We start from the raw sequence: 23,966 nt of genomic DNA, 5'->3' as shown, positions 1-23,966 counted from the left end.
TGCATTTCCACAAGGCATTCTCGCCTTTGCATGGGAGCTTATATGAGATGGAAGCTGAACCGCAACTGAATGCCGCATTCATGCCGCAATTGGCTTTGGCTTTCGCACATACCCACCCTGTCAATCTGGCCGCGCGGCAATGCGTCTCGGCAATGGCAGCCCGGTAGGAGGATCCAGAGCCTAGTCCGGATCGGGTTTCTTCGACTTGCGCTGCTTCGGCAGCTTTTTCGCTTCGGCCTCGGCTTGCGCCTTGGCCTCTTCCCGTTCGGCGAAATCGACCTCGATCTTGTCGTCGTCGGTCGGCCATGCCACGTGCTTCTTGGCCTCGACGACCGCGCGCGGCGTGGACGGGATTTCGATATGCTGGTCGTCGAATCTTTCCAGCACGGTGAAGCGGACGTCGTTCTGCACGATGTTGCCGTTCATCACATCGGCCAGGAACACGCGGATCTCGAATTCGAGCGCGGCGGGTCCAAAATTGGAAAACAAGACGAAAGGCTCGGGGTTCTTCAGCACCAGCGGATGGCTGCGCGCGATATCCAGCAGCACCGCGTGGACCTGCTTGACATCGCTGCCATAGGCGACGCCCACCTTGATGTCGATGCGGCCGAGCTTGTTGCGGTGCGTCCAGTTGCCGACGGCGTTGTTGATCAGGTTCGAATTGGGCAGGATCACCGACTGCCGCTGAAAAGTCTCGATCTCCGTGGCACGCACGCTGATCTTCTTGACCGTGCCGCTGACGTCGCCGGCCACAATCCAGTCGCCGACCTTGAACGGCCGCTCGGCCAGAAGGATCAGGCCGGAGACGAAATTCGACACCACATTCTGCAGGCCAAAGCCGATACCGAGGGAAAGCGCACCCGCGACCAGCGCCAGGCTGGAGAGGTCGATGCCGGCCGCAGAGATGCCGACCAGTGCGGCGAGCGCAACGCCGGCATAGCCGACCGCCAGCCGGATCGAGTTGCGCACTCCGGTGTCGACCTTGCCGCGCGCCATGACCGAGCCGTCGAGCCAGCCCTGGAACCAGCGCGTCAGGAAATAGCCGATAACGAAGACGACGATGCCCGACAGGATGCCAGTGACCGAAATGGTCACCGAACCGATATTGATTCCGGTTGCGAGCTTGTACGCCCACGCCTCGATGTCGCCGAGCTGGAAGCCCCACATCAAAAGGATCAACGGCAGAAACACCAGCATGATCATCACGTTGATGGCGATGCTGACGACAAGGCCGAGCTGGTCGAGTGCGGTATCTTCATAGCTGGAATTGGCCGACAGCCAACGCCCGACCGAGGTGTTGGCGAAAGCGCCCTCCTCGCCGATCGCCTGCGCCGACAGGAAGCCGATATAGGCCGTTATCAGCGCGGTGCCGGTGACCACGACCTGCAGCGAGACGAACAGGGCAAGGCCGATATAACCGAGCAGCGCCGCTATGATGGTGAAAAGCCCCAGCCCGAGCGAGGTGTAGCGCAGCCAGGCCGGCCACGGGCGCCAGCTTCCGTCACGCGCCCTGAACGGCCTCAGCATCGCCATGAGGATCAGGATGACGCCGACGATGATGGTGGCCACGAAACTGCGCGCGATGGTCAGCGACAGCGGCGACCCCATCTTGTCGTTGACGACCGACAGGAAGGTGTTGAAGCTGATGACCACGGCCATGGCGGTGGTCAGGCGGACCAGCCAGCGCGCCGGCCCGGTTTCGACGGGGATGAGCCGCCAGTTGGGCAAACGCGGCTCGAGTGCAGCGTTGGTCAGCCGATTGACACAGAACACCACGCCGATGACCGTGGCCAACGCATTGAGGAAGAGGCCAATATCGCCGCGCAGCACGTTGTAATAATTGAAAAAGAAGATCGTCGAGCCGAGAAAGGCGGCGACAGCCAGCGTCGGCAGCAAGGTCGACCAGAAGGCCACGGACAGGCGGCTGAGATAGGATGGGTCCTCATTGGTCGGATCGGCCTCGAACACCCGCCCGAACAGGCGCCTCCCGCCGACCAGCAGCACCAGCGCCAGGCCGAGCGCCATGAAGGTGGCGGCCAGGATAGCCTGAAACTTGAACTTGATGGCGAAGCTCAGCCAGGACGACACCGCCTTGTAGAAATTGCCGAACTCGTCGCGCGCATCGGAAAACACCTGCGGGCTCAGCGCGTCCGAGAGCACGTAGCGCTTCGTCAAAAGATTGCGGAACAGCGCGCTGCGCATGTTGCCGATCTTGTCGATCAGCCCGCTGATGCGGATCGACAAGGATTGAGCTTGCGCGATGACCGCGTTGATCTCGGCCTTTTCGGACGTCAGCCCCTCGCGTTCGGCGCTGACGATGTCGGGCTCAGCCGGTTGGCCGGCGGCGGGCGGCGGCCCGAGCTGTTCGAGCCTGCTGTTGATTTCGCCCAGGCGTGTGCGGAACGCCAGCGCGCTGGTCAGCGATTGCCGTGACAATTCCTCGAGTTGCAGGCGGATGTCGACGAGGTTGCTGTCGTCCTCGCCATCCTGCTGTATCTGCTTCTCGAAATTGTCGGCCTTGGTCGTCAGGCCTTGAATGATCTTTTGCTGATCGGCGACCAATCCGGCGGGCGCCTGGCCAACGCCTTGCGCCGCCGCCTCGAACGACAGCGGCGCCGAAACGACAAGCGCCAGGACCAGGATAAGGCGAAGCAATCGAAAAAACATGATGGATTGGCGACTCGCGGACGGCAAAGGCATTCAAAAAGCCTGTCCTTGATAAAGACGGCCATATCATGGGGCAAGTCACCGCGACGATCGCGCTCATCGAGCGTCGGCCAGTCGAAAGGCGATGGCGCAATATTGGCTTTGTATCAGCCCCCTGCTCTATAGTCTGCCGCATCGCCCGAACCGGATGACAATGATGGCAGAGTACTCGGCCTTTTCGCTGCTTGCGAACGCGCTCAAGGGAAACAAGGACTGGAAGCCGGCCTGGCGCAAGCCGGATCCGAAGGCATCCTACGACGTCATCATCATCGGCGGCGGCGGGCATGGGCTGGCGACCGCCTACTATCTAGCCAAGGAACACGGCATCACCAATGTCGCGGTGCTGGAGAAAGGCTGGCTGGGCTCCGGCAATGTCGGCCGCAACACCACGGCCGTTCGCTCAAATTACCTGCTGCCCGCCAACACCCGCTTCTACGAACATTCGATGAAGCTGTGGGAAAACCTGTCGCACGAGCTCAATTACAACGTCATGTTCTCGCAGCGCGGCTGCCTGAACCTGGCGCACACGCCGGCTCAGTTCGACGACTACGCAAGACGCGGCAACGCGATGCGCCATCTCGGCGTCGATGCGGAATTGATGACACCAGCCGAGATCAAGCGCTTGATCCCGGCGCTCGACATCTCCAACGGTGCACGCTTTAACGTGGTCGGCGGCCTGATGCAGCGGCGGGCCGGCACCGCCCGGCACGACGCCGTCGCGTGGGGCTATGCGCGCGGCGCCGACCGGCGCGGCGTCGACATCATCGAGAATTGCGAGGTCACCGGCTTCCTGCGCGACGGCGACCGGGTTACCGGCGTTGCCACCTCGCGCGGCGATATCAGGGCCAAGAAGGTCGCGGTCGCGGTGGCTGGCAGCACCGGACGGGTCATGCAACTGGCCGGCGTCGAGACGATGCCGATCGAAAGCCATGTGCTGCAGGCCTTCGTCACCGAATCACTGAAACCCTTCATCGACACGGTCGTGACCTTCGGCATGGGCCATTTCTACATGTCGCAGTCCGACAAGGGCGGCCTTGTCTATGGCGGCGACATCGACGGTTACAACAGCTACGCCCAGCGCGGAAACCTGCCCATCGTCGATGAGGTGATGAGCGAGATGCTGGCGCTTTTCCCGGGCCTTGCGCGTGTGCGCATGCTGCGCTCCTGGGGCGGCGTCTGCGACATGTCGATGGACGGCTCGCCGATCATCACCATGGGGCCCCTACCTGGCATGTATCTCAATTGCGGCTGGTGCTATGGCGGCTTCAAGGCGACGCCCGCTTCCGGCTGGTGCTTTGCCTGGACCATCGCCAAGGATCAGCCTCACGATTTCAACGCCCCGTTCACGCTGGACCGCTTTCATCGCGGGCTGGTGATCGACGACAAGGGCCAGGGTGCAAACCCGAGGCTCCACTAGACAAGGCTTCATTAGGAACATTCCGTGCTGATCACTTGCCCCTATTGCGGCCCGCGCGATGTCATCGAGTTCACCTATCAGGGTGACGGCAACCGCGAACGTCCCGACCCCGCCTCGCAGAATTTCGAGGCCTGGAATGCCTATGTCTACGACCGGCTGAACCCGGCCGGCGACCACAACGAGATCTGGCAGCATTCCGGCGGCTGCCGGGCTCACCTGAGGGTGGTGCGCAACACGCTGACGCATGAGATTTCCAGTGTCGCCTTCGCGCGTGGCGATCACAGCTCGGCCGCGCACCGCAAGGCGGAGGACAAGCCATGAGCCCGCGACGCACCGACACGGGCGGCCGCATAGACCGGCTGAAGACGATCCGCTTCACCTTCGACGGCGTTGCCTATACCGGGCATGGCGGCGACACGCTGGCGTCCGCGCTGCTGGCCAATGGCGTCACCTTGTTCGGGCGTTCTTTCAAATACCATCGGCCGCGCGGCCTGCTGAGCGCGGGCGTCGAGGAGCCCAACGCGCTGGTCACGGTGCTGAAGGGCGAAGTGCGCGAACCCAACATTCCGGCAACCATGGTCGAGATCCATGACGGGCTGGTCGCCGTCAGCCAGAACCGTTTGCCCTCGCTTGCCTTCGACATCCATGCCGTCAACCAGCTCGGCGGAAAACTGCTGTCGGCCGGGTTTTACTACAAGACCTTCATGGGACCGGTTGTCGGCCCGCTGAAAGGCACGCGCTTCTGGATGTTCTGCGAGCATTTCATCCGCCGCGCCGCCGGCCTCGGCAGCGCCGGATCGGCAAAGGACCCGGCCCGCTACGAGCGCATGAACGCTTTTTGCGACGTGCTTGTGGTCGGCTCCGGACCGGCCGGCCTGATGGCCGCCAAGGCAGCCGCCGACCAGGGCGCCCGCGTCATCCTGGCCGATCTCGAGCCGCGTTTCGGCGGATCGGCCAACTGGTCCGGTGAAACCATCGATGGCGCACCCGCCGCTGATTGGGTGCGGCGCACCGTGGCCCAGCTTGAGGCGCGAGACAATGTCCGGCTTCTGCCGCGCACCACTGTCTGGGGCTACTACGACAACAATACGCTTGCCGCGCTCGAGCGGGTCAGCGACCACAAGGCGCAGCCCGCCAAGGGGGAGCCGCGCCATCGCTACTGGGCGATCCGCGCCGGATCCGTCGTGCTGGCCACCGGCGCCTTCGAAAGGCCGCTGGTGTTTCCCGGCAATGACCGGCCCGGCGTGATGTTGGCGCATGCGGCGGAGCGCTACGCCAACGAATTCGGCGTGCTGCCGGGCCAACGGGTCGTGCTGTTCACCAACAATGACAGCGCCTACCGCTCGGCGCTGGCGCTGAAGCAGGCGGGTGCGGCGATCGTTGCCATCGTCGACGTGCGCCCGCAACCATCCGCCGAGATGGGCGTCCTGGCCGGCGAAGCCGAGGCGGAACTGCTTTCCGGCCATGCGGTGGTCGCCACGGAAGGCGGCAAGGCCTTGTCCGGCCTCAAGGTTCAGCGCTTCGACATGGTCGCGGGCGCGCTGAGCGGCGACGCGCGCAGCATCCATGCCGATTGCCTGTTGATGTCCGGCGGCTGGTCGCCGACCATCCATCTGGCCAGCCAGGCCGGCGCCAAGGCTGAATGGAACGCGGCCCGGCAGGCCTTCCTGCCGCCCAAGCCGACGCAAAGCTGGATCGGCGCCGGCGCGTTCACCGGCAGCTTTTCGACGGGAGAGGCAATCGCCGAAGGGCGCGCCGCAGGCCTTGCCGCGAGTGGCGGCACCGCCACGCCGACGGCACTGCCCACTGTCGAGGCAGCTCCCGGAGATCCAGATCCCGCGCCTGTGTTCGAAGTCAAGGGCAGCGGCAAGAGCTTCGTCGACTTCCAGCACGACGTCACGGCGGAGGATGTCCGCCTGGCGCATCGCGAAGGCTTCGTCTCTGTCGAGCACCTGAAGCGCTACACCACACTCGGCATGGCCACCGACCAGGGCAAGAGCTCCAACGTCCCCGGCCTCGCCATCATGGCGGAAGCGCTGAGCAAACCGATCCCGGAAGTCGGCACCACCCGTTTCCGGCCACCTTTCGCGCCGGTGTCGATCGGCTCGCTGGCAGCGGAGCGCTTCGGCGATCTCAAGCCCGAGCGGCTGACCCCGATGCATGACTGGCATGTCGACAATGGCGCGACCATGTACTCCGCCGGCCTCTGGTACCGGCCGATGATCTACGGGCTTTCGGGCGAAACCGTCGAACAGGCCTATGTGCGCGAAGCCAAGGCGACGCGCGAAACCGCGGGCATCGTCGATGTCTCGACGCTGGGCAAGATCGCCGTGCAGGGTCCCGACGCCGCCGCATTCCTCGACCGTGTCTACACCAACATGTTTTCGACGCTCGCCGTCGGCAAGGCGCGCTACGGGCTGATGCTGCGCGAGGACGGCTTTGCCTTCGACGACGGCACCACATGGCGCCTGGGCGAACAGGATTTCCTGATGACCACCACCACGGCCAATGCCGGCAAGGTGATGCAGCATCTGGAATATTTTCTCGACGTGATCTGGCCGGAACTCAAGGTCCACGTCACCTCGGTGACCGACGAATGGGCGGGAGCCGCCATCGGCGGCCCGAAAGCGCGGCAGATTTTGGCAGCCTGCGTCACCGGCACTGCCGTGGACAACGCCACCTTGCCCTTCATGGGCATCGTGCACGGCGAGATCGCAGGCGTTCCGGTGATGATTTGCCGGCTTTCCTTCTCCGGCGAAATGGCCTTCGAAGTCTATTCCGGCGCCGGCCATGGCACCCATGTCTGGGAAGCACTGGTCGAGGCCGGTAAGCCGTTCGGGCTGGTTACCTACGGCCTCGAGGCGCTGGGCACGATGCGCATCGAGAAAGGCCATGTCACCGGCGCCGAGATTGATGGCCGCACCACCGCGCGAGACCTGCATCTCGACTGGATGCTGTCGAAGAAGAAGCCATTCATCGGCTCCGCGATGATGGATCGGGAAGGTCTCGTCGCGTCCGAGCGGCTGGAACTGGTCGGCCTGATCGCGCTCGACAACCGGCCGCTCAATGGCGGCGCGCACATTGTCGAGGACGTCGACGAAGCCAATCCGCACGGCTCGATCGGGCACATCACCGCCTGCTGCTATTCGCCGGCGCTCGGCAAGCATATCGCGCTGGCGCTGGTCAAGGGCGGCAAGGCCAGGAACGGCACGCGTGCGCATGTCTCCGATCCCTTGCGCAACCGCTTCGGGCCCGTGGAGATCGTCTCCAACCACTTCTACGATCCGGAAGGGACCCGCATGCATGGCTGAGCGTCAATCGCCCCTCGAGCCGGAGTTCCATGTCGGCTCGCACGGCAATTTCGAACATGGCGTCGAGATCCTGCTCACCGAAACCAGGCCGGGCTCGATCGTGCAACTCGCGGCATGGCCAGGCGAGGAGAAGAAACTGATGGAGGCCATCCGCACCGTCACCGGGCTTGCTCTGCCCGATGGCGCCGGCGGCGGCTCGAGCGACGGCGTGAAAGCGGTATTCGGCTTCGCGCCGGGAAAATTCACGGTGACCGATGAAGCCGAAGGACTGGCCCTAGCATTGACCAAGGCGGTAACGCCGGCGATCGGCACGGTGACGGACCTGTCGCATGGCCGCACCGCGATCCGCATTGCCGGGCCGAAAGCCGAATGGGTGCTGTCGAAATTCTTCGCCATCGACTTCGCCCTGCCTGCCTTTCCGGTCGGCGCCGGCCGCTCGACAACGCATCACGATGTCTTCGCCCAGATCCAGCGCACCGGCACCGACCAGTTCGACATCTATGTCTTTCGCTCCTTCGCGCGCTCGTTCTGGAAGGCGCTCTGCCACGCCAGCGAGGAAGTCGGTTACGAGGTGCAGTAGGCATGCGGTCTTAGAGCCGCGGCCTCTGGCCTCAATGCCGGCTGGTTCTGCCGCTAGAGAATCCTGCCGAAGGCGCCCAAGGTGGAAAACGTGGTCGTCCAACCGGCCCGAGGGGTGAAAATCCCCGTTTAGAGTCGGCATATTTGGTTCGAACATCCCCATGACCGCTGAACTATCCACCGGCGCTACCGATCGCGCCGATGTGCCGGCCAGAGCCGTGCTCCTGCTGCCGCTGACGGTCGCCTGCGGCGTGTTCATGACCAGCCTCGACCAGAATGTCGTGGTGACGGCGCTGCCGGGCATCAGCGAAAGCCTTGGCCGTCCGCCAAGCCAGCTCGGCCTGCTGATCACCGTCTACGTCGCCAGCCTGATCATCTCGATGCCACTCGGCGGCTGGGCGGCCGACCGTTTCGGCCTGCGCAACGTCTATTGCTTTGCCTTGCTGGTGTTTGCCGCTTCTTCGGCCATGTGCGGGCTCTCGAACGACCTCTGGATGCTGGTTAGCGCCCGCGCGCTGCAGGGCTTCGGCGGCGCGCTGATGGGAACGCTCGGCCAGGTCGTCATCCTGTCGACCTTCCCGCGCAGCCGGACCTTGAAGATCAACATGTACATCTCGCTGGCCGGCCAGTCCGGACCGCTGGTCGGTCCGCTCGTCGGCGGCGCGCTGACCACCTACATCTCCTGGCGCTGGATCTTCTTCATCAACGTGCCGTTCGCGCTCGCGGCCGCAATTCTTGCCGCCTCGCTGTTCCCGACAATGACCAAGCCGGTGCGCACGCGGTTCGATTTTCCAGGCTTTTTGCTGGTCGGCAGCGGCATGGTGCTGCTGGTCTTCGGCATGGACTCGCTGGCGGCGAAAGACGCCGCCGGCGGCATCATCGCGGCCGAGCTTGCGCTGGCGCTCATCATCCTGACGGCCGCCTCCCTCTACTGCCTGCGCGTGCGCAATCCGCTGCTCGATCTCAAGCTCCTGCGCATCCGCACCTTCCGCATCTCGTTTCTTACTGGCGGCGGCCTTGACACGATCGGTCTCAGCTCCGTCGTCTTCCTGCTGCCGCTGATGTTCCAGCTCGGCTTCGGCATGAGCGCGGTGCAGGCGGGATCGCTGACCTTCGTGGCGGCGGTCGGTTCGGTGGGTATGCGTATCTTCATGCCACGCCTCCTCAACCGTTTCGGTTTTCGCCGCGTGCTGGTCTTGAACACGCCCGTGGTTGCCGCCATGGTCGCGGGCTTCGCCTTGGTGCAGGCAACGACCCCGGTGTGGATCACGCTCACCTACATCTTCGTCTTCGGAGTCTTCCGCTCGGTGCAATGGGCCTCAACCGGCAACCTCGCCTATTCCGACATCGCGCCCGAACAGCTCGCCCGTTTCAGCGCGCTCTACTATATCCTGTGGCAACTGGCGGTCGCCATCAGCGTCGGCCTGGCGGCTGCGATGCTGTCGTTTCTCGCCGGCGGCGGGCCGGCCGTCGCCAGCGACTTCCGGATCCTGTTCGTGATCGAAGGCGTCATCACGCTCTGCGCACTATCCGCCTATCTCAAGCTGACGCCGCAGGACGGCGCTCATGTCAGTGGCCACGGCGCGCACATGAATACGGAATAGCGGCTTGCGCCGGACGGGAGCCTATTCGCTGAACGTCACCCATTCCTCGAGCGGCTCACGCTCGGTGCGGAAGGCGTTCTCGGGCTTGGAAGTGTCTTCATAGCCGAGCGCCATGCCGCAGACGACGATCTCCTCGTCGGGAATGCCGAGCACCGGCCGGATCTGCCGGTGATAGGGCGCGAAGGCCGCTTGCGGACAGGTATGCAGACCCCTGCCCCGCGCCGCGACCATGATGTTTTGCAGGAACATGCCGTAATCGATCCACGAACCCTGGTTGAGCCGGCGGTCGATGGTGAAGATCATGCCGACCGGAGCGTCGAAAAAAACGAAGTTGCGGTCGTGCTGAGCGCGCATCTTGTCGACTTCCCTACGGCCTATGCCGAGCGCGCCGTACAGGCCGAAACCGTTGGCACGGCGGCGGGTGAGATAAGGCTCGAAGAACTGGGTGGGATAATAGCGATATTCGTCCCAGTCGGCTTTTTCCGCGCGGATGCCGGAATTCATGATGGCATCCGTGATCCGCTGCTTGCTCCCGCCCTTGGTAACGTAGACGCGCCACGGCTGCATGTTGGTGCCGGAAGGAGCGCGCGCCGCAACAGTCAGTATGTCACGGATCGTCTCGTCGTCGATCATGTCGGGCAGAAATGCGCGCACCGAACGGCGCGACATGATCGCATCGTCGACGATTTCGGCGTCAACCGCGATTCGAGCCTTCTTTTCCAGCATGGGCCGTCCCTTAGCCATGTTCTCGATCGGACGTCCCCACTCGCCGCTCGCGGCGGAGGCTTTGCATGAACCGTCAAAATCCTGCAAGCAAATCTTGAGCATTGGTGAAAATCTACTTGATTTTTTCATGAGCTTCATTTCTCATGAAATTCGACTGAACATTTTCATGAATTGAGCGATTTGGCCTCCCCTACCGCACGAACATTGCAGGGACCTGACGAACGAGTGCTGGCCGGCGACATCAGGGCGTTGCGCCGGGTGCGCGGGCTTACGCTGGCCGAGATCGCGCTGAAACTCGGCCGTTCGGTCGGCTGGGTAAGCCAAGTCGAGCGCGGCCTGTCGACGCCGTCGCTCAGCGACCTCAGGGCCTTCGCCGAGTTGTTCGGCGTGCCGATCAGCCTCTTCTTCAGCCATGACGTGCCCGTGGAAAGCGAGCGCGGCGTGGTGGTACGCGCCGGCAAGCGCCGCACGCTTGGCACCAGCGAATCCGGCCTCGTGGAGGAGCTTCTGTCACCAGACCTCGGTGGTACCTTCGAAATGGTGCGGTCTGTCTTCGCGCCGGGCGCGGAGTTGAAGAACGAGGCCCGCCGGCCGACCGAGGAGGCCGGATACATCGCGTCCGGGCAGTTCGACATCGAGATTGCGGGCGTCTGGCACCGGCTTGGCGAAGGCGACTCCTTCCGCTTCGAAGGCAAGCCTTACCGCTGGCGCAATCCAGGCAGCGAACCGGCGGTTGTCATCTGGGTGGTTTCGCCACCGGTCTATTGATGCATGTCGCCGACGACATGCATCCATAAAGCAAAAGAAGCGCGGCGCGCTTGAAGATTGGGAGAAGAACATGGCGGGTTTGCCGAGCACGGCGCGCGTGGTGATCATCGGAGGTGGCGTTGTCGGCACCTCGTCGCTCTATCACCTGGCCAAGGCCGGCTGGACCGACTGCGTGCTCCTGGAAAAGAACGAGCTGACCTCCGGCTCGACCTGGCATGCGGCCGGCAATGTGCCGACCTTCTCCTCCTCCTGGTCGCTGATGAACATGCAGCGCTATTCGACCGAGCTCTATCGTGGCCTGGCCGACGCCGTCGACTATCCCATGAACTACCATGTCACCGGCTCGCTCAGGCTCGCCCACACAAAGGAGCGCATCCAGGAATTCCAGCGCGCCAAGGGCATGGGCCGTTACCAAGGCATGGACATAGACGTGATCGGACTCGACGAGATCAAGCACCGCTACCCCTTCCTCGAAACGCATGAATTGAAGGGCGCGCTGTACGATCCGAGCGACGGCGACATCGACCCGGCACAGCTGACGCAGGCGCTGGCCAAGGGCGCGCGCGACATGGGTGCGAAAATCATCCGGTTCTGCCCCGTGACAGGCGTGCGCCGCGAAAAGGACGAGTGGGTGGTCGAGACGCCCCAAGGCGATATCCGCTGCGAGACCGTCGTCAATGCAGCCGGCTACCGTGCCGCCGAAGTCGGCAGGATGTTCGGCCGCGAAGTGCCGATGATGGTGATGAGCCACCAGTACATTTTGTTCGAGGAAATCCCCGAACTCGCCGCCTGGTCGAAGGAACAGGGCAAGAAGCTGCCGCTGCTGCGCGACGTCGATACCTCCTATTATCTGCGCCAGGAAAAGGCGGGCATGAATCTCGGCCCCTATGAGCGAAATTGCCGCGCGCACTGGGCCACCCACAACGATCCCATGCCGGACGATTTTTCCTTCCAGCTCTTCCCCGACGACCTCGACCGGCTGGAACATTACCTGGCCGACGCCGTCGCCCGTGTGCCGATCCTTGGCACCGCCGGCCTCTCCAAGGTCATCAACGGCCCAATCCCTTATGCGCCGGACGGCAATCCGCTGATCGGGCCGATGCCCGGCGTTCCCAACGCCTTCGAGGCTTGCGTCTTCACTTTCGGCATCGCCCAGGGCGGAGGTGCCGGCAAGGTGCTGGCCGAATGGGTGACGCAAGGCCAGACCGAATGGGACATGTGGTCGTGCGATTCGCGCCGCTTCACCTCCTTTGCTTCCGCGCCGGACTATTGCGTGGCCAAGGGCATGGAGATCTACGGCAACGAATACGCCATCCAGTTCCCGCGCCATGCCTGGCCGGAAGGACGTGACAGGAAACTGTCGCCGATCCACGATCGAATCAAGGCGCTGGGTGCCCGTTTCGACGCCTATAATGGCTGGGAACGCGCCACCTGGTACGCGCAGGACGGCGACGACGTCTCCGAGGAGGCCACGCTAACCTTCCGTCGCGACGGGCCTTGGCAGCAGCGCGTGCGCGAAGAGTGCCTGGCTGTCCGCGACGCCGCCGGCATCCTCGACCTGCCCGGCTTCTCGCGCTTCAATCTCGAAGGCCCTGGTGCCGCCGAATGGCTGAGCGCGCAGGTGACCGGCCTGGTGCCGAAACCCGGCCGCATCGGCCTCGTCTATTTCTCCGATGACAAGGGCCGCATCGTCACCGAAATGTCGGTGGTGCGCCATGGCGAGGAGTCCATGACGCTGATCACCGCGGCGGTGGCACAGTGGCATGACTTCGAATGGCTGAAATCGCACATGCCCGGGGATGCGGCGTTCAAGCTGATCGACCGGACGGAAGAATTCTCGACGCAGATCCTGGCAGGTCCCAACTCGCGAAAAATCCTTGCCGACGTCTGTGACGCCGACCTGACCTTGCCTTGGCTGACTCATCAGGAGACCAGGATTGCCGGGCGCTGGGCCAAGCTGGTCCGCGTCTCCTTCGCAGGCGAGCTCGGCTGGGAGATCCATACCAGGGTCGACGACACTGCCGCGATCTTCGATGCGATCTGCGCTGCCGGGCAGAATCATCGGCTGAAGCCGTTTGGCATGTACGCGCTGGATTCGCTGCGGCTCGAAAAAGGCTACCGTACCTGGAAGGGCGACCTGTCGACCGACTATTCGATCCTGGAGGGCGGTCTGGAGCGCTTCGTCAAATGGGAAAAGCCCGATTTCCGCGGCAAGGCGGCCCTCCAGAACGAAAAACAGCAAGGCGTGAAAAAACGCTTCGTCACGCTGGTGGTCGAAGATCCCGGCGATTGCGACGCGCCTTACATGTCGACGCTCTGGCATGACGGCCAGATCGTCGGCGAGACGACATCGGGGGGCTGGGGCCATCGCGTCGACAAGTCGATCGCGCTCGGCATGCTGCGCGCCGACCTGACCGAACCCGGCACATCGGTTGAGGTCGAGATCTTCGGCGATCGCTTCAAGGCGATCGTGCAACAGGACGAGCCCTTGTGGGATCCCAGGAACGAAAGACTGCGCGCATGAAGAACGTTATCCTCACCGATGGCGGCATGGGCCAGGAGCTGGTGCGGCGCAGCCAGTCCGAGCCGACGCCGCTGTGGTCGGCCAGGGTGCTGATCGACGAACCGGACCTTGTGCGCGGCCTGCATGCCGAATTCATCAACGCAGGCGCCCGCGTCATCACCATCAACACCTATTCGGCGACGCCCGAACGCCTGGCGCGCGAAGGCGCGGAAGACCTGTTCAAGCCGTTGCAGAAGCGTGGCATCGAGCTCGCCAGGCAAGCGCGAGACGAGGCCGGCGACGCGGCGATCGCCGGCTGCCTGTCGCCGCTCTTCGGCAGCTACGCGCCGGCGCTGACGATCTCCTACCAAGAGACGCTCGACATCTACCGCCGCATCGTCGCCGAGCAGGCGGACGGTGTCGACCTGTTCCTTTGCGAGACCATGGCGTCGTCGGAGGAAGCGCGCGCGGCGGTCACCGCCGCATCGGAAAGCGGCAAGCCTGTCTGGGTGTCATGGACGCTGGCCGATCACGGCACGCCGCGCTTGCGCAGCGGCGAGACGATTGCGTCGGCGGCCGATGCGCTCGGAAATCTGCCGGTGGCGGCGCGGCTGCTCAACTGCTGCCGCCCGGAAGCGATCGCGGCGGCCTTGCCTGAACTGATCGAGCTCGGCGGCCCGGTCGGTGCCTATGCCAATGGCTTCACTTCCACCGAAGCGCTCAAGCATGGCGGCACGGTGGATGTACTGCATGCCCGCCACGACCTCGGTCCGGATGCCTACGCCGACCAGGCTGTCGGCTGGGTGGAAGCGGGTGCGGACATCGTCGGCGGTTGCTGCGAGGTCGGTCCGGCCCATATCGCCGCCTTGCGCGACCGGCTGCAACAGGACGGCTACGCGATCTCGGGAGTCTCACATGCCTAAACCATCATCGCGCATCACCGGCATCGTGCCATCGGGCAAGGACGGCTGGGAAGTTCATTTCGCCGCCTGGGCCCGCAAGGAAGCCGGCGAGGACATCATCATGCTGTCGGTCGGCGACCATGATTTCGACACGCCGTCGGAGACGATCGAAGCCTGCGTTGCGGCGGTTCGCGGCAGCAACCATCACTACACGCCGCTGCCCGGCCTGCCGCGCCTGCGTAAGGCGATGGCGGCGGCCTCCAGCGCCTGCACCGGTGTCGAGACGACGCCGGAAGAGGTCATCGCCACGCCGGGCGGCCAGGCAGCACTTTACGCGGCCGTGCAGGCCGTTCTCGACCCGGGCGACCACGCCATCGTGGTTGCCCCCTACTATGCCACCTATCCCAACACCTTCAGTGCCGCCGGTGCCAGTTTCACCGTCGTAGAGACACCGGCCGAGGATGGGTTCCAACCGCGCGCGGACATGATCCGTGCGGCACTCAAGCCCAACACGCGCGCCATACTGATCAACACGCCGAACAACCCGACCGGTGCCGTCTATTCGCGCGAGCGGCTGGAACAGCTGGCCGAAATCTGCCGCGAGCACGATCTCTGGCTGCTGTCCGATGAGGTCTATTGGACGCTGGGCGGCGGCGAGCATGTCTCGCCGCGCTCACTGCCCGGCATGGCCGAGCGCACGCTGGTGATCAATTCGATGTCCAAGAGCCACGGCATGACCGGCTGGCGCATGGGCTGGCTGACCGGTCCGGAAAAAATGATCACGCTGCTGATCAATCTCAATTTGGTGACGACCTACGGCCTGCCGGCCTTCATCTCGATCGCTTGCACCGAGGCGCTGGAGCAGCACCATGGCGTCAAGGATATCGCCGAACGCTATGCGGCGCGCCGCACCGTCCTGCTCGATGCGGTGCGCGGCATGAACGATGTCACCGTGCGCGGTTCCGAAGGCGGCATGTATGTCATGCTCGACATATCCGATGTCGAACCCGACGACGAGAAATTCGCCTTCGCCTTTCTCGACAAGGAGAAGGTCGGCGTCATGCCGGGCTCGAGTTTCGGCGAAGCCGCGGCCGGCCATATCAGAATCAGCCTGTGCCAGCCCGAACCCGTGCTCAGGGAAGCAGCCGCCCGGCTGCGCCGTTTCGTTTCCAGCTACCGTCGTGAGGCCGCATGACCGCCAGGAGCCTTCCCACGAAAGCCATCCCCACCAAGGCAAGGGCCGTCATCATCGGCGGCGGCGTCTCCGGCTGCTCGGTCGCCTACCACCTGGCCAAGCTTGGCTGGACCGACATCGTGCTTCTGGAGCGCAAGCAACTGACCTCGGGCACGACATGGCACGCCGCCGGGCTGATCGGACAGTTGCGCGGCTCGCAGAACATGACCCGGCTGGCGAAATATTCGGCCGATCTCTACGTCAAGCTGGAAGCCGAGACCGAGGTCGGCACCGGCATGCGCCAGGTCGGCTCGATCACCGTGGCGCTGACCGAAGAGCGCAAGCACGAGATCTACCGGCAGGCGTCGCTCGCCCGCGCCTTCGACGTCGACGTGCGCGAGATTTCTCCCAATGAGGTCAAGGAGATGTACCCGCATCTCAATGTCTCGGACGTGGTCGGCGCCGTGCATCTGCCGCTCGACGGCCAGTGCGACCCGGCCAACATCGCCATGGCGCTGGCCAAGGGTGCGCGCCAACGCGGCGCCACAATCGCGGAGAATGTGAAGGTCACCAAGGTCCATACGAAAAATGGCCGCGTCTCCGGCGTGTCCTGGGCGCAAGGCGAAGGCCAGGGCACGATCGAGACCGACATCGTCATCAACTGCGCCGGCATGTGGGCGCGCGACCTCGGCGCCCAGAACGGCGTGAACATCCCGTTGCACGCCTGCGAGCACTTTTATCTGGTCACCGAGCCGATCCCCGGCCTTGGCCGCCTGCCAGTGCTGCGCGTGCCGGACGAGTGCGCCTACTACAAGGAAGACGCCGGCAAGATGATGCTCGGTGCCTTCGAGCCGGTGGCCAAGCCATGGGGCATGGACGGCATCCGCGAGGATTTCTGCTTCGACCAGTTGCCGGAGGACATGGACCATTTCGAACCGATCCTCGAAATGGGCGTTAGCCGCATGCCGATGCTGGCGACCGCCGGCATCCACACTTTCTTCAACGGGCCTGAAAGTTTCACCCCTGACGACCGCTATTATCTCGGCGAGGCGCCGGAGTTGCGCGGCTACTGGATGGCGACCGGCTACAATTCGATCGGCATCGTCTCGTCGGGCGGCGCCGGCATGGCGCTGGCGCAGTGGATCAACGATGGCGAAGCCCCGTTCGACCTGTGGGAAGTCGACATCCGCCGCACTCAACCCTTCCAGAAGAACCGCCGCTATCTCAAGGAACGCGTCTCCGAAACGCTCGGCCTGCTTTATGCCGACCATTTCCCCTATCGCCAGATGGCAACCTCGCGTGGTGTGCGCCGCTCTCCCCTGCACGAGCACCTGAAGGCGCGCGGCGCCGTGTTCGGCGAAGTCGCCGGCTGGGAGCGCGCCAACTGGTTCGCGCGTGAGGGCCAAGAGCGCGAATATCGCTATTCCTGGAAGCGGCAGAACTGGTTCGACAACCAGCGCGAGGAGCATCTGGCGGTCCGCAACAAGGTCAGTCTGTTCGACATGACGTCGTTCGGCAAGATCCGCGTCGAGGGCCGCGACGCCTGCGCCTTCCTGCAAAGACTCTGCGCCAACGACATGGATGTGGCGCCGGGCAAGATCGTCTATACGCAAATGCTCAACCAGCGCGGCGGCATAGAGAGCGACCTCACCGTGTCGCGGCTTTCGGATACGGCCTATTTCCTCGTCGTGCCGGGCGCCACGCTGCAGCGCGACCTCGCCTGGCTGCACCGGCATGTCGGCGACCAGTTCGTCATCATCACGGACGTAACCGCCGCTGAAAGCGTGCTCTGCGTGATGGGCCCGGATGCGCGAAAACTGATCCAGAAGGTCAGCCCCAACGACTTCTCCAACGAGAACAATCCGTTCGGCACGTTCCAGGAGATCGAAATCGGCATGGGCCTCGCCCGGGCGCACCGCGTCACCTATGTCGGAGAGCTCGGCTGGGAGCTTTACATCTCGACCGAACAGGCCGCCCATGTCTTCGAGGCCATCGATGAGGCCGGTGCCGATGTCGGGCTAAAGCTCTGTGGACTGCACACGCTCGATTCCTGCCGCATAGAAAAGGCTTTCCGCCATTTCGGACACGACATCACCGATGAGGACAATGTGCTGGAGGCGGGCCTCGGCTTCGCGGTGAAGACGGCCAAGGGCGATTTCATCGGCCGCGATGCCGTGCTGAAGAAGAAGGAGGCCGGATTGGACCGCCGCCTGGTCCAGTTCCGCCTCAAGGACCCGCAGCCTCTGCTCTTCCACAACGAAGCGATCCTGCGCGATGGCAAGATCATCGGTCCGATCACTTCGGGCAATTACGGCCACCATCTCGGCGGAGCGATCGGGCTGGGCTATGTGCCGTGCCAAGGGCAGAGCGAGGCGGATGTGCTCGCCTCGACTTATGAAATCGAGATCGCCGGCGAACGGTTTGCGGCTGAGGCATCGCTGAAACCGATGTACGATCCGAAATCGGAACGGACGAAGATGTAGCGGCGCTTTTTCCTTCTCCCTCGTTCACGGGGAGAAGGTGCTAATCTTTCAAAACCGCTCCAACTTCGCCCGCACCTTGACCAGAAACGCCGCTCGCGTCTTCGGCGTCGAGGCGTCCATCAAATAATGCGCCAGGAAGAACGTCTTGCAGCGCCTGGCGCACAGCGCCCGCATGCCGCGCAGCAAGGTCTTGCGCCCGGGCTGGCCGACGACGACGCTCCACCAGGTCGGCGCGCCGCAAGTGGTGATGACGCCGACCCTGGTGACATGCGTCATCAGCGACTTGATCCCTCCCCTGCCCGCCGGCAGCTTGAAGGCGACATCGGTCGCCCACACCCGGTCGAGCCAGCCCTTCAGCATCGCCGGCAGCCCGTACCACCAGGTCGGGTAGACGAACAGGATCGCCTCGGCCCAGTTGAGCAGTTCGAAATGCGGTTTCAGCGCCGGATCCTGCGGCGCCTGACTATTGTAGGTACGCCGCTCCTCGCAGCTCATCACCGGATCGAACTTTTCGGCGTAGAGGTCGAGCAGCCGCACGTCCCAGCCTCGACGCGTCAGCACATCCACGGCGATGTCGCGAATGGCGGCGCAGAAGCTCTCCGGCACCGGATGGCAATAGACGACAAGCGCACGCATCAGAATGCATCCATGCTGGCCGCGACCTTCGCCGTGAAGGACTTCCGGGTTTCATCGGTCGACAGGTTCATCGAATAATGCGCGAGGTAGGTCACCGGAGCACCCGGCTTTACCGTGGCGCGCAGCATGCGCTTGATCAGTTTTCGCGGCGGGTCGCCCATCAGAAAGGCGCGGAACCGGCTGCCGCCATAGGAGGTGACCGCCGCGACCTTTCTTATGTTGTGCAGCGACGGCTCCACCTTGCCGTCGACCAGCTTGAACGACACGCCCGGCAGGAAGACGCGATCGAAAAACCCTTTCAGGATCGCCGGGAAACCGTAATTCCAGACCGGATAGGAAAGCACCAGCGCATCGGCCCGCAACAGGCGCTCGACGTATGGCGCCGCAGGATCCCCAGGACCGCGGAAATTGTGATAATCCAGCCTCTCCCTGCGCGTCAGACGCGGATCGAATTCTTCGGCATAGAGATCGCAATCGTCGACCACGTGACCCGCCGCCGTCAGGCGCTCGACGATCGTCCCGTGCAGCCCGGCATTGAAGCTGGTCTCGACCGGATGAGCGTAGAGGACGAGGATTTTCACGGGAGGATATTCCGCAGGTCGGCGCGAGGCACCCCCCTCTGGCCTGCCAGCCATCTCCCCCGCAAGGGGGGAGATTGGCAGCTTAAACGCTGCCGCCAACCTGCCACGCTGACAATTGGCGAAAGCAATGAGGCAGTCCGATCTCCCCCCTTGCGGGGGAGATGGCCGGCAGGCCAGAGGGGGGTGTTCAAGCGCGAACTTCTCCTCATCCGGTCCTCTGCAACCCCTTGAACAGGAACGTCCGGCCCGAACGGTAGTCATAGTCCGGGTTTTCCCAGGCGATCATCTTGCCGGGATTGAGCAGGCCTTGCGGGTCGGTCTCGCGCTTGAAGGCGAGTTGCACCGCGTCGGTCTGCTTCATGCCGCCCTCTTCCAGCGTGTAGCGGTGCGGGTTGAAGATCGGGCAGCCATTTTCCTCATGCAGGCGGATGATCTCGTTAAGCCGCGCCTCGGTGGTGAACTTGACCAGCGGCAGGCCGAAGCAGGTGATGTTGCCATCCAGCCGCACGAATTCGAGATGCGAGAACACTTCGCCGGGAAACATCGCATCCATTTTCTCTACCAGCGCCAGCTGGTTGGGAAAGGGATAGAGCGACTGCAGGTAGGTGACGGCGGGGTCGACGCGCAGCGCCCGGAGCGTCGTGTGGTTCCAGGCCAGCTCATAGGCCGGCGGCAGGCCCTTTTTCTCCTCAGGGGTCGCAGTGGTGGCGTTGTAGGTCACCTCACCCCCGGCGCGGCGCGTAAAGGCCAGAAAAGCATCCAGCCCATGTCGCGCCACCATGACGACGCAGATGCTTTGACCTTCCCTGAAGAATTTCTGGTGCCGCTTGAAATAAAGCTGCGGCACGGGTGCCGCGACCGGCGTGATCAGCTTGGTCAGGATGCCGTCTTGGCAGGCCAGCGCATTGCCATAGCGCGCCGCATCCATGAATTGGTCGAAGCCGACGATGACGTCGATCCAGTCATAGGCCGCCGTCAGCGGCATCTCGACTTCCGAGATGATGCCATTGGTGCCATAGGCGTGGGTCACCTTGTGCAGGTCTTCGCCGGTGAGTTCGAGCACCCTCGGCTCAGCCTCCATCGTCACCACGCGCAGGCGCAGCACATTGCCGAAATCACGCAATCCGCCGAAATTGATCGAGCCGACGCCGCCGGAGCCGCCGGCGATGAAACCGCCGATCGAGGCGGTGTTGTAGGTGGAGGGCGACAGTCGCAGCTCCTGCCCGGAATGCGCGCGCGTCGCCTTGTCGATGTCGGCCAGGACCGCGCCCGGTCCGGTCACCACACGCCCCGGCGCGATCGACTTGATCTCGTTCATCTCGGCGAGATTAAGCACCACACCGCCCGAAAGCGGCATTGCCTGGCCATAATTGCCGGTGCCGCTGCCGCGCGGCGTCACCGCCACGCCATGCCGATGACAGGCGGCAAGCACGCGGATCAGTTCGGCTTCGTTCCTGGGCGTCACGATGAGGTCGCCGGTGACATGGTCGAGCTGTTGTTTCAGCACCGGACTGTACCAGTAGAAGTCGCGGCTCTTCTGCTGGACGATGGCCGGATTGTCGTCGAGTTTTATCCCGTCGAGATCGCGTTTGAGCGCCGAAACATCCATCATTCCACCATCAGTCCGTCGAGTTCGGCATAGTCGGGCAATTGCCGGTCTATCGCTCGCCCCGCACGCACGACGATGCGATCCGATTCGGGGCGCGACAGCAATTCCGTCCAGCTTCGACCTTTGAACAGCACGAAGTCGGCATCGCCTCCGGCGGTGAGCGTGCCGAAGCCATCGAGCCGCATCACATGGGCCGGCGTCGCGGTGACCGCCTGCGGCCAGTCGCCGACCGGATGATCGAAATGCAGGACGCGCGTCGCCATGCGGTAGACCTCCAGCATATCGAGATCGCCATAGGCATAGAAGGGATCGCGCGTGTTGTCCGAAGCGACGGCCACCGCAATGCCCCTCGCCTTCATCTCATGCAGCAGCGTCACGCCACGCCAGCGCGGTGTGGTTTGGTCAGCGCGACGGTCCTGCAAATAGAGATTGCACATCGGCAGCGACACGATTGCCAGCCCGGCCTTCGCCACCTTGTCCAGCGTGTCCAGCACCTCGAGATCGGGCTGGCGCGCCAGCGAGCAGCAATGGCCGATGAGGATGTTGCCCTCGAAGCCGTTCCACAGCGCTGCCTCGGCGATCTTCTTCAGCGAGATCGCGGCGATGTCATCAGTCTCGTCGGCGTGGAAATCAAGGTCGAGCCCGTGCTTGATTGCCTGCGCGAAAACGTGGTCGAGCAGCTCTTCCAGGTCCGGCACCATATAGGTGACGACTCCAAGCACGCCCTTGGCGGCGGCTACGCGTTTGGCCAGCCTGTCGAACCATTTCTTGTCGCGCACGCCCTCGATGCCGAGCAGGCAGGCACCCTGCAATTCGATGCGGCCACGCCATGCCTCGCGCATCGTCTCGAACACGGGCCAGGAGATTTCCTCCTGCGGCGCGACGCTGTCGATATGAGTTCTAAGCGCCCTGGTGCCATGCGCGTAGGCCGAGCGCAGCGAGAAATCCATGCGACGCGCCACATCCTCGGCGCTCCAGCGCGCCACGCGGTCGGCGCCCGTGGCGTTCAGAGCGCCCATGAAGCTGCCGTCTGGATTGGGCTTTCGTGGCCAGATATGGCCCTTGTCGATATGCGTGTGGCAGTCGACGAAACACGGCAGCACGATACGGCCGGCAAGGTCGATGACGCCCGGCGGTAGCTTCGATGCGGCCTGCGCGGCGATGCTGGAAATCTTGCCGTCCGCGACGGTAATGTCGGCAAGGGCGAAACCGTCGCTGTCGAAGGTCGCAGCCAGACCAAGCGTGACAGATTGATGAACACGCGCGTTGGCAAGGCGGTAAGAGCCAGAGGCTGGTATCAAGGTCTACCGCTCCTGCTTCAGCGCGCTCTCGTGCCAGCGCCGCAAAATGAGATGCGAAATCAGCGACAGCACGAGAAAGATCAGGATGCCTGTCAGCGATATCAGGAACAGCGCCGCGAACAGCCTTGGCGCGTTGAGCCGGTAACCCGCTTCGATGATGCGCGAGGCAAGCCCGGACGACTGGCCGGTGGCGCCGGCGACGAACTCGGCCACCACGGCGCCGATCAGCGACAGGCCGCCGGCGATCTTCAGCCCGCCGAGAAAATACGGCATAGCCGCCGGCAGCCTGAGATAGCGCAGCTGCTGCCAGCGCGTCGCGCCGTTGAGCTTGAACAGGTCGCGCAGGTTGCGGTCGACCGAGTTGAGGCCGAGCGTGGTGTTCGACAGGATCGGGAAGAAGGCGACGATCCAGGCGCAGAGCAGGAGCTTGGTCGTCTGATTGTCGACATAGATGTTGATCAGCGGAAAGATCGCCACGATCGGTGTCACCTGCAGCACGATGGCGAAGGGGAAGAACGACATCTCCACCCATTTCGACTGCGCGAACAAGACCGCCAGGCCGACGCCACCGACCACCGCCAGCAGCAGGCTGAGGAAGGTGATGCGCAAGGTGACCAGCAGTGCGGAAAACAGCAGGCCGGCATCGTTGTAGAGCGTTGTCAGCACAACGCCGGGGCGCGGCAGGATGTATTGCGGGATCTCGTTCCACACGCAGATGCGGTCCCACAGCCAGATCGCCAGGATCATGATCGCCAGCGGCAGAACCCAGCGGCCGATCCGCTCAAACCGCTCCTGGCGCACGCGGCGCGCTTCCTCGGGGTCGAGTTTCAACGTGCCGTCAATGGCCGTCATGATGCGAGCCCACTGTTGAATTGATGGCATTGACCAGCACATCCGAGGCTTGCCGGCAAAGGGCCGCATAGTCAGGCGAGGTGCGAAACGCATCATCGCGCGGATAGGAGGCCTCGATCGCGAGTTCGTCGAACACCCGCCCCGGCCGAGCCGCCATGACGACGACGCGGTTGGAGAGAAACACGCTTTCGAACACACTGTGGGTGACGAAGACGACGGTGAAGCGCTCGTCTTGCCACAGTTCCAGCAGGTCGTTGTTGAGCTTGAAGCGGGTGATCTCGTCGAGGGCCGCGAACGGCTCGTCCATCAACAGCACGCGTGGCTTGGTCACCATGGCGCGCGCGATCGAGACGCGCATCTTCATGCCGCCGGAGAGTTCGCGCGGCACGGCGTCCTCGAAGCCGGTGAGGTGCACCCGCGCCAGCATCTCCGTTATCGCCGGGGCGGCCTTGGCGCGGGAAATGCCTTTCAGCCTGAGCGGCAGCCAGACATTGTCGAAGACGCTGGCCCAGGGCAGCAGCGTCGGCTCCTGGAAGACGAAGCCGATATTGGCACGGTCGAGCGAGCCGCCGCCGCGCCAGTCGAGCACGCCGGATGTCGGCGTGGACAGGCCGGCAATCAGCCGCAGCGCCGTCGACTTGCCGCAGCCCGACGGTCCGAGCAGGCTGAGGAAATCGCCTTCCCGGATCGTCAGGTCGACATCGCTGAGCGCCGTCACGCCGTTGGAAAAGACCTTGCCGACGCCACGAAGCGCCAGCAAGGTCGGAGCCATGTCCGAGGCGGGCGTTTGCGCCACCTGTTCCCGCATCATGCC

Annotated in this window: 18 protein-coding genes; 10 read left to right on the top strand and 8 right to left on the bottom strand. The window is 63.8% G+C overall.

The features are described from left to right. Positions 1 to 180 precede the first annotated feature (180 nt). Entirely contained in the window at positions 181 to 2,667 is a 2,487-nt protein-coding gene (locus FJW04_RS14220; RefSeq protein ID WP_140714814.1) for a mechanosensitive ion channel family protein, read from the bottom strand. Between the two features lie 196 nt (positions 2,668 to 2,863). Here FJW04_RS14220 and FJW04_RS14215 point away from each other — a divergent pair, with 196 nt between their 5' ends. The 5 genes from FJW04_RS14215 to FJW04_RS14195 all read left to right on the top strand — a co-directional run bounded on the left by FJW04_RS14215 (position 2,864) and on the right by FJW04_RS14195 (position 9,617). After that, positions 2,864 to 4,123, top strand: coding sequence for a sarcosine oxidase subunit beta (locus FJW04_RS14215; RefSeq protein ID WP_140714812.1), 1,260 nt, complete (start codon positions 2,864 to 2,866; stop codon positions 4,121 to 4,123). A 24-nt stretch (positions 4,124 to 4,147) separates the two neighbouring features. Continuing rightward, entirely contained in the window at positions 4,148 to 4,444 is a 297-nt protein-coding gene (locus FJW04_RS14210; protein ID WP_140615891.1) for a sarcosine oxidase subunit delta, read from the top strand. Beyond that, positions 4,441 to 7,434: a sarcosine oxidase subunit alpha gene (locus FJW04_RS14205; RefSeq protein ID WP_140714810.1), complete on the top strand. Its 2,994-nt coding sequence runs from the start codon at positions 4,441 to 4,443 to the stop codon at positions 7,432 to 7,434. Before FJW04_RS14210 ends, FJW04_RS14205 begins: the two co-directional genes overlap by 4 nt. After that, complete coding sequence (locus FJW04_RS14200) at positions 7,427 to 8,014, top strand: sarcosine oxidase subunit gamma (RefSeq protein WP_140714808.1); 588 nt, start codon at positions 7,427 to 7,429, stop codon at positions 8,012 to 8,014. The genes FJW04_RS14205 and FJW04_RS14200 overlap by 8 nt, the downstream gene beginning before the upstream one ends. Before the next feature lie 160 nt (positions 8,015 to 8,174). Further along, positions 8,175 to 9,617 carry an MFS transporter gene (locus tag FJW04_RS14195; protein ID WP_140714806.1) on the top strand — a complete coding sequence of 481 codons (1,443 nt, stop codon included), beginning with the start codon at positions 8,175 to 8,177 and terminating at the stop codon, positions 9,615 to 9,617. A gap of 21 nt (positions 9,618 to 9,638) precedes the next feature. Here FJW04_RS14195 and FJW04_RS14190 read toward each other — a convergent pair whose 3' ends face one another. Next, positions 9,639 to 10,343, bottom strand: coding sequence for a nitroreductase (locus FJW04_RS14190; RefSeq protein ID WP_041163815.1), 705 nt, complete (start codon positions 10,341 to 10,343; stop codon positions 9,639 to 9,641). A gap of 171 nt (positions 10,344 to 10,514) precedes the next feature. Here FJW04_RS14190 and FJW04_RS14185 point away from each other — a divergent pair, with 171 nt between their 5' ends. The 5 genes from FJW04_RS14185 to FJW04_RS14165 all read left to right on the top strand — a co-directional run bounded on the left by FJW04_RS14185 (position 10,515) and on the right by FJW04_RS14165 (position 18,173). After that, positions 10,515 to 11,111: an XRE family transcriptional regulator gene (locus tag FJW04_RS14185; RefSeq protein WP_224682457.1), complete on the top strand. Its 597-nt coding sequence runs from the start codon at positions 10,515 to 10,517 to the stop codon at positions 11,109 to 11,111. A gap of 70 nt (positions 11,112 to 11,181) precedes the next feature. After that, positions 11,182 to 13,635, top strand: a complete 2,454-nt coding sequence (locus FJW04_RS14180; RefSeq protein WP_140714802.1) for an FAD-dependent oxidoreductase — start codon at positions 11,182 to 11,184, stop codon at positions 13,633 to 13,635. After that, complete coding sequence (locus tag FJW04_RS14175) at positions 13,632 to 14,537, top strand: homocysteine S-methyltransferase family protein (protein WP_140714800.1); 906 nt, start codon at positions 13,632 to 13,634, stop codon at positions 14,535 to 14,537. The genes FJW04_RS14180 and FJW04_RS14175 overlap by 4 nt, the downstream gene beginning before the upstream one ends. Further along, positions 14,530 to 15,711 carry a pyridoxal phosphate-dependent aminotransferase gene (locus FJW04_RS14170; protein ID WP_140714798.1) on the top strand — a complete coding sequence of 394 codons (1,182 nt, stop codon included), beginning with the start codon at positions 14,530 to 14,532 and terminating at the stop codon, positions 15,709 to 15,711. Before FJW04_RS14175 ends, FJW04_RS14170 begins: the two co-directional genes overlap by 8 nt. Then, entirely contained in the window at positions 15,708 to 18,173 is a 2,466-nt protein-coding gene (locus tag FJW04_RS14165) for an FAD-dependent oxidoreductase (protein WP_140714796.1), read from the top strand. The genes FJW04_RS14170 and FJW04_RS14165 overlap by 4 nt, the downstream gene beginning before the upstream one ends. Before the next feature lie 48 nt (positions 18,174 to 18,221). Here the strand turns inward: FJW04_RS14165 and FJW04_RS14160 are convergent, their stop codons facing one another. The 6 genes from FJW04_RS14160 to FJW04_RS14130 all read right to left on the bottom strand — a co-directional run bounded on the left by FJW04_RS14160 (position 18,222) and on the right by FJW04_RS14130 (position 23,963). Continuing rightward, positions 18,222 to 18,809 carry an NAD(P)H-dependent oxidoreductase gene (locus FJW04_RS14160; protein ID WP_140714794.1) on the bottom strand — a complete coding sequence of 196 codons (588 nt, stop codon included), beginning with the start codon at positions 18,807 to 18,809 and terminating at the stop codon, positions 18,222 to 18,224. Beyond that, positions 18,809 to 19,390 (bottom strand): NAD(P)H-dependent oxidoreductase, encoded by a 582-nt coding sequence (locus FJW04_RS14155; protein ID WP_181172935.1) that lies wholly within the window; start codon positions 19,388 to 19,390, stop codon positions 18,809 to 18,811. The genes FJW04_RS14160 and FJW04_RS14155 overlap by 1 nt, the downstream gene beginning before the upstream one ends. Before the next feature lie 205 nt (positions 19,391 to 19,595). Continuing rightward, positions 19,596 to 20,999: an FAD-binding oxidoreductase gene (locus FJW04_RS14145; protein ID WP_140714954.1), complete on the bottom strand. Its 1,404-nt coding sequence runs from the start codon at positions 20,997 to 20,999 to the stop codon at positions 19,596 to 19,598. Continuing rightward, complete coding sequence (locus FJW04_RS14140; protein ID WP_140714790.1) at positions 20,999 to 22,300, bottom strand: cytosine deaminase; 1,302 nt, start codon at positions 22,298 to 22,300, stop codon at positions 20,999 to 21,001. The genes FJW04_RS14145 and FJW04_RS14140 overlap by 1 nt, the downstream gene beginning before the upstream one ends. Before the next feature lie 3 nt (positions 22,301 to 22,303). Further along, complete coding sequence (locus tag FJW04_RS14135) at positions 22,304 to 23,152, bottom strand: ABC transporter permease (protein WP_015317384.1); 849 nt, start codon at positions 23,150 to 23,152, stop codon at positions 22,304 to 22,306. Further along, positions 23,139 to 23,963, bottom strand: a complete 825-nt coding sequence (locus FJW04_RS14130) for an ABC transporter ATP-binding protein (RefSeq protein WP_140714788.1) — start codon at positions 23,961 to 23,963, stop codon at positions 23,139 to 23,141. The genes FJW04_RS14135 and FJW04_RS14130 overlap by 14 nt, the downstream gene beginning before the upstream one ends. Positions 23,964 to 23,966 lie beyond the last annotated feature (3 nt).

Source organism: Mesorhizobium sp. B2-7-3, assembly GCF_006440715.1.
Taxonomy (GTDB): Bacteria; Pseudomonadota; Alphaproteobacteria; order Rhizobiales; family Rhizobiaceae; genus Mesorhizobium; species Mesorhizobium australicum.
The sequence above is the reverse complement of the archived record's forward strand: the minus strand, read 5'-3'. Positions and strand labels throughout refer to the sequence as shown.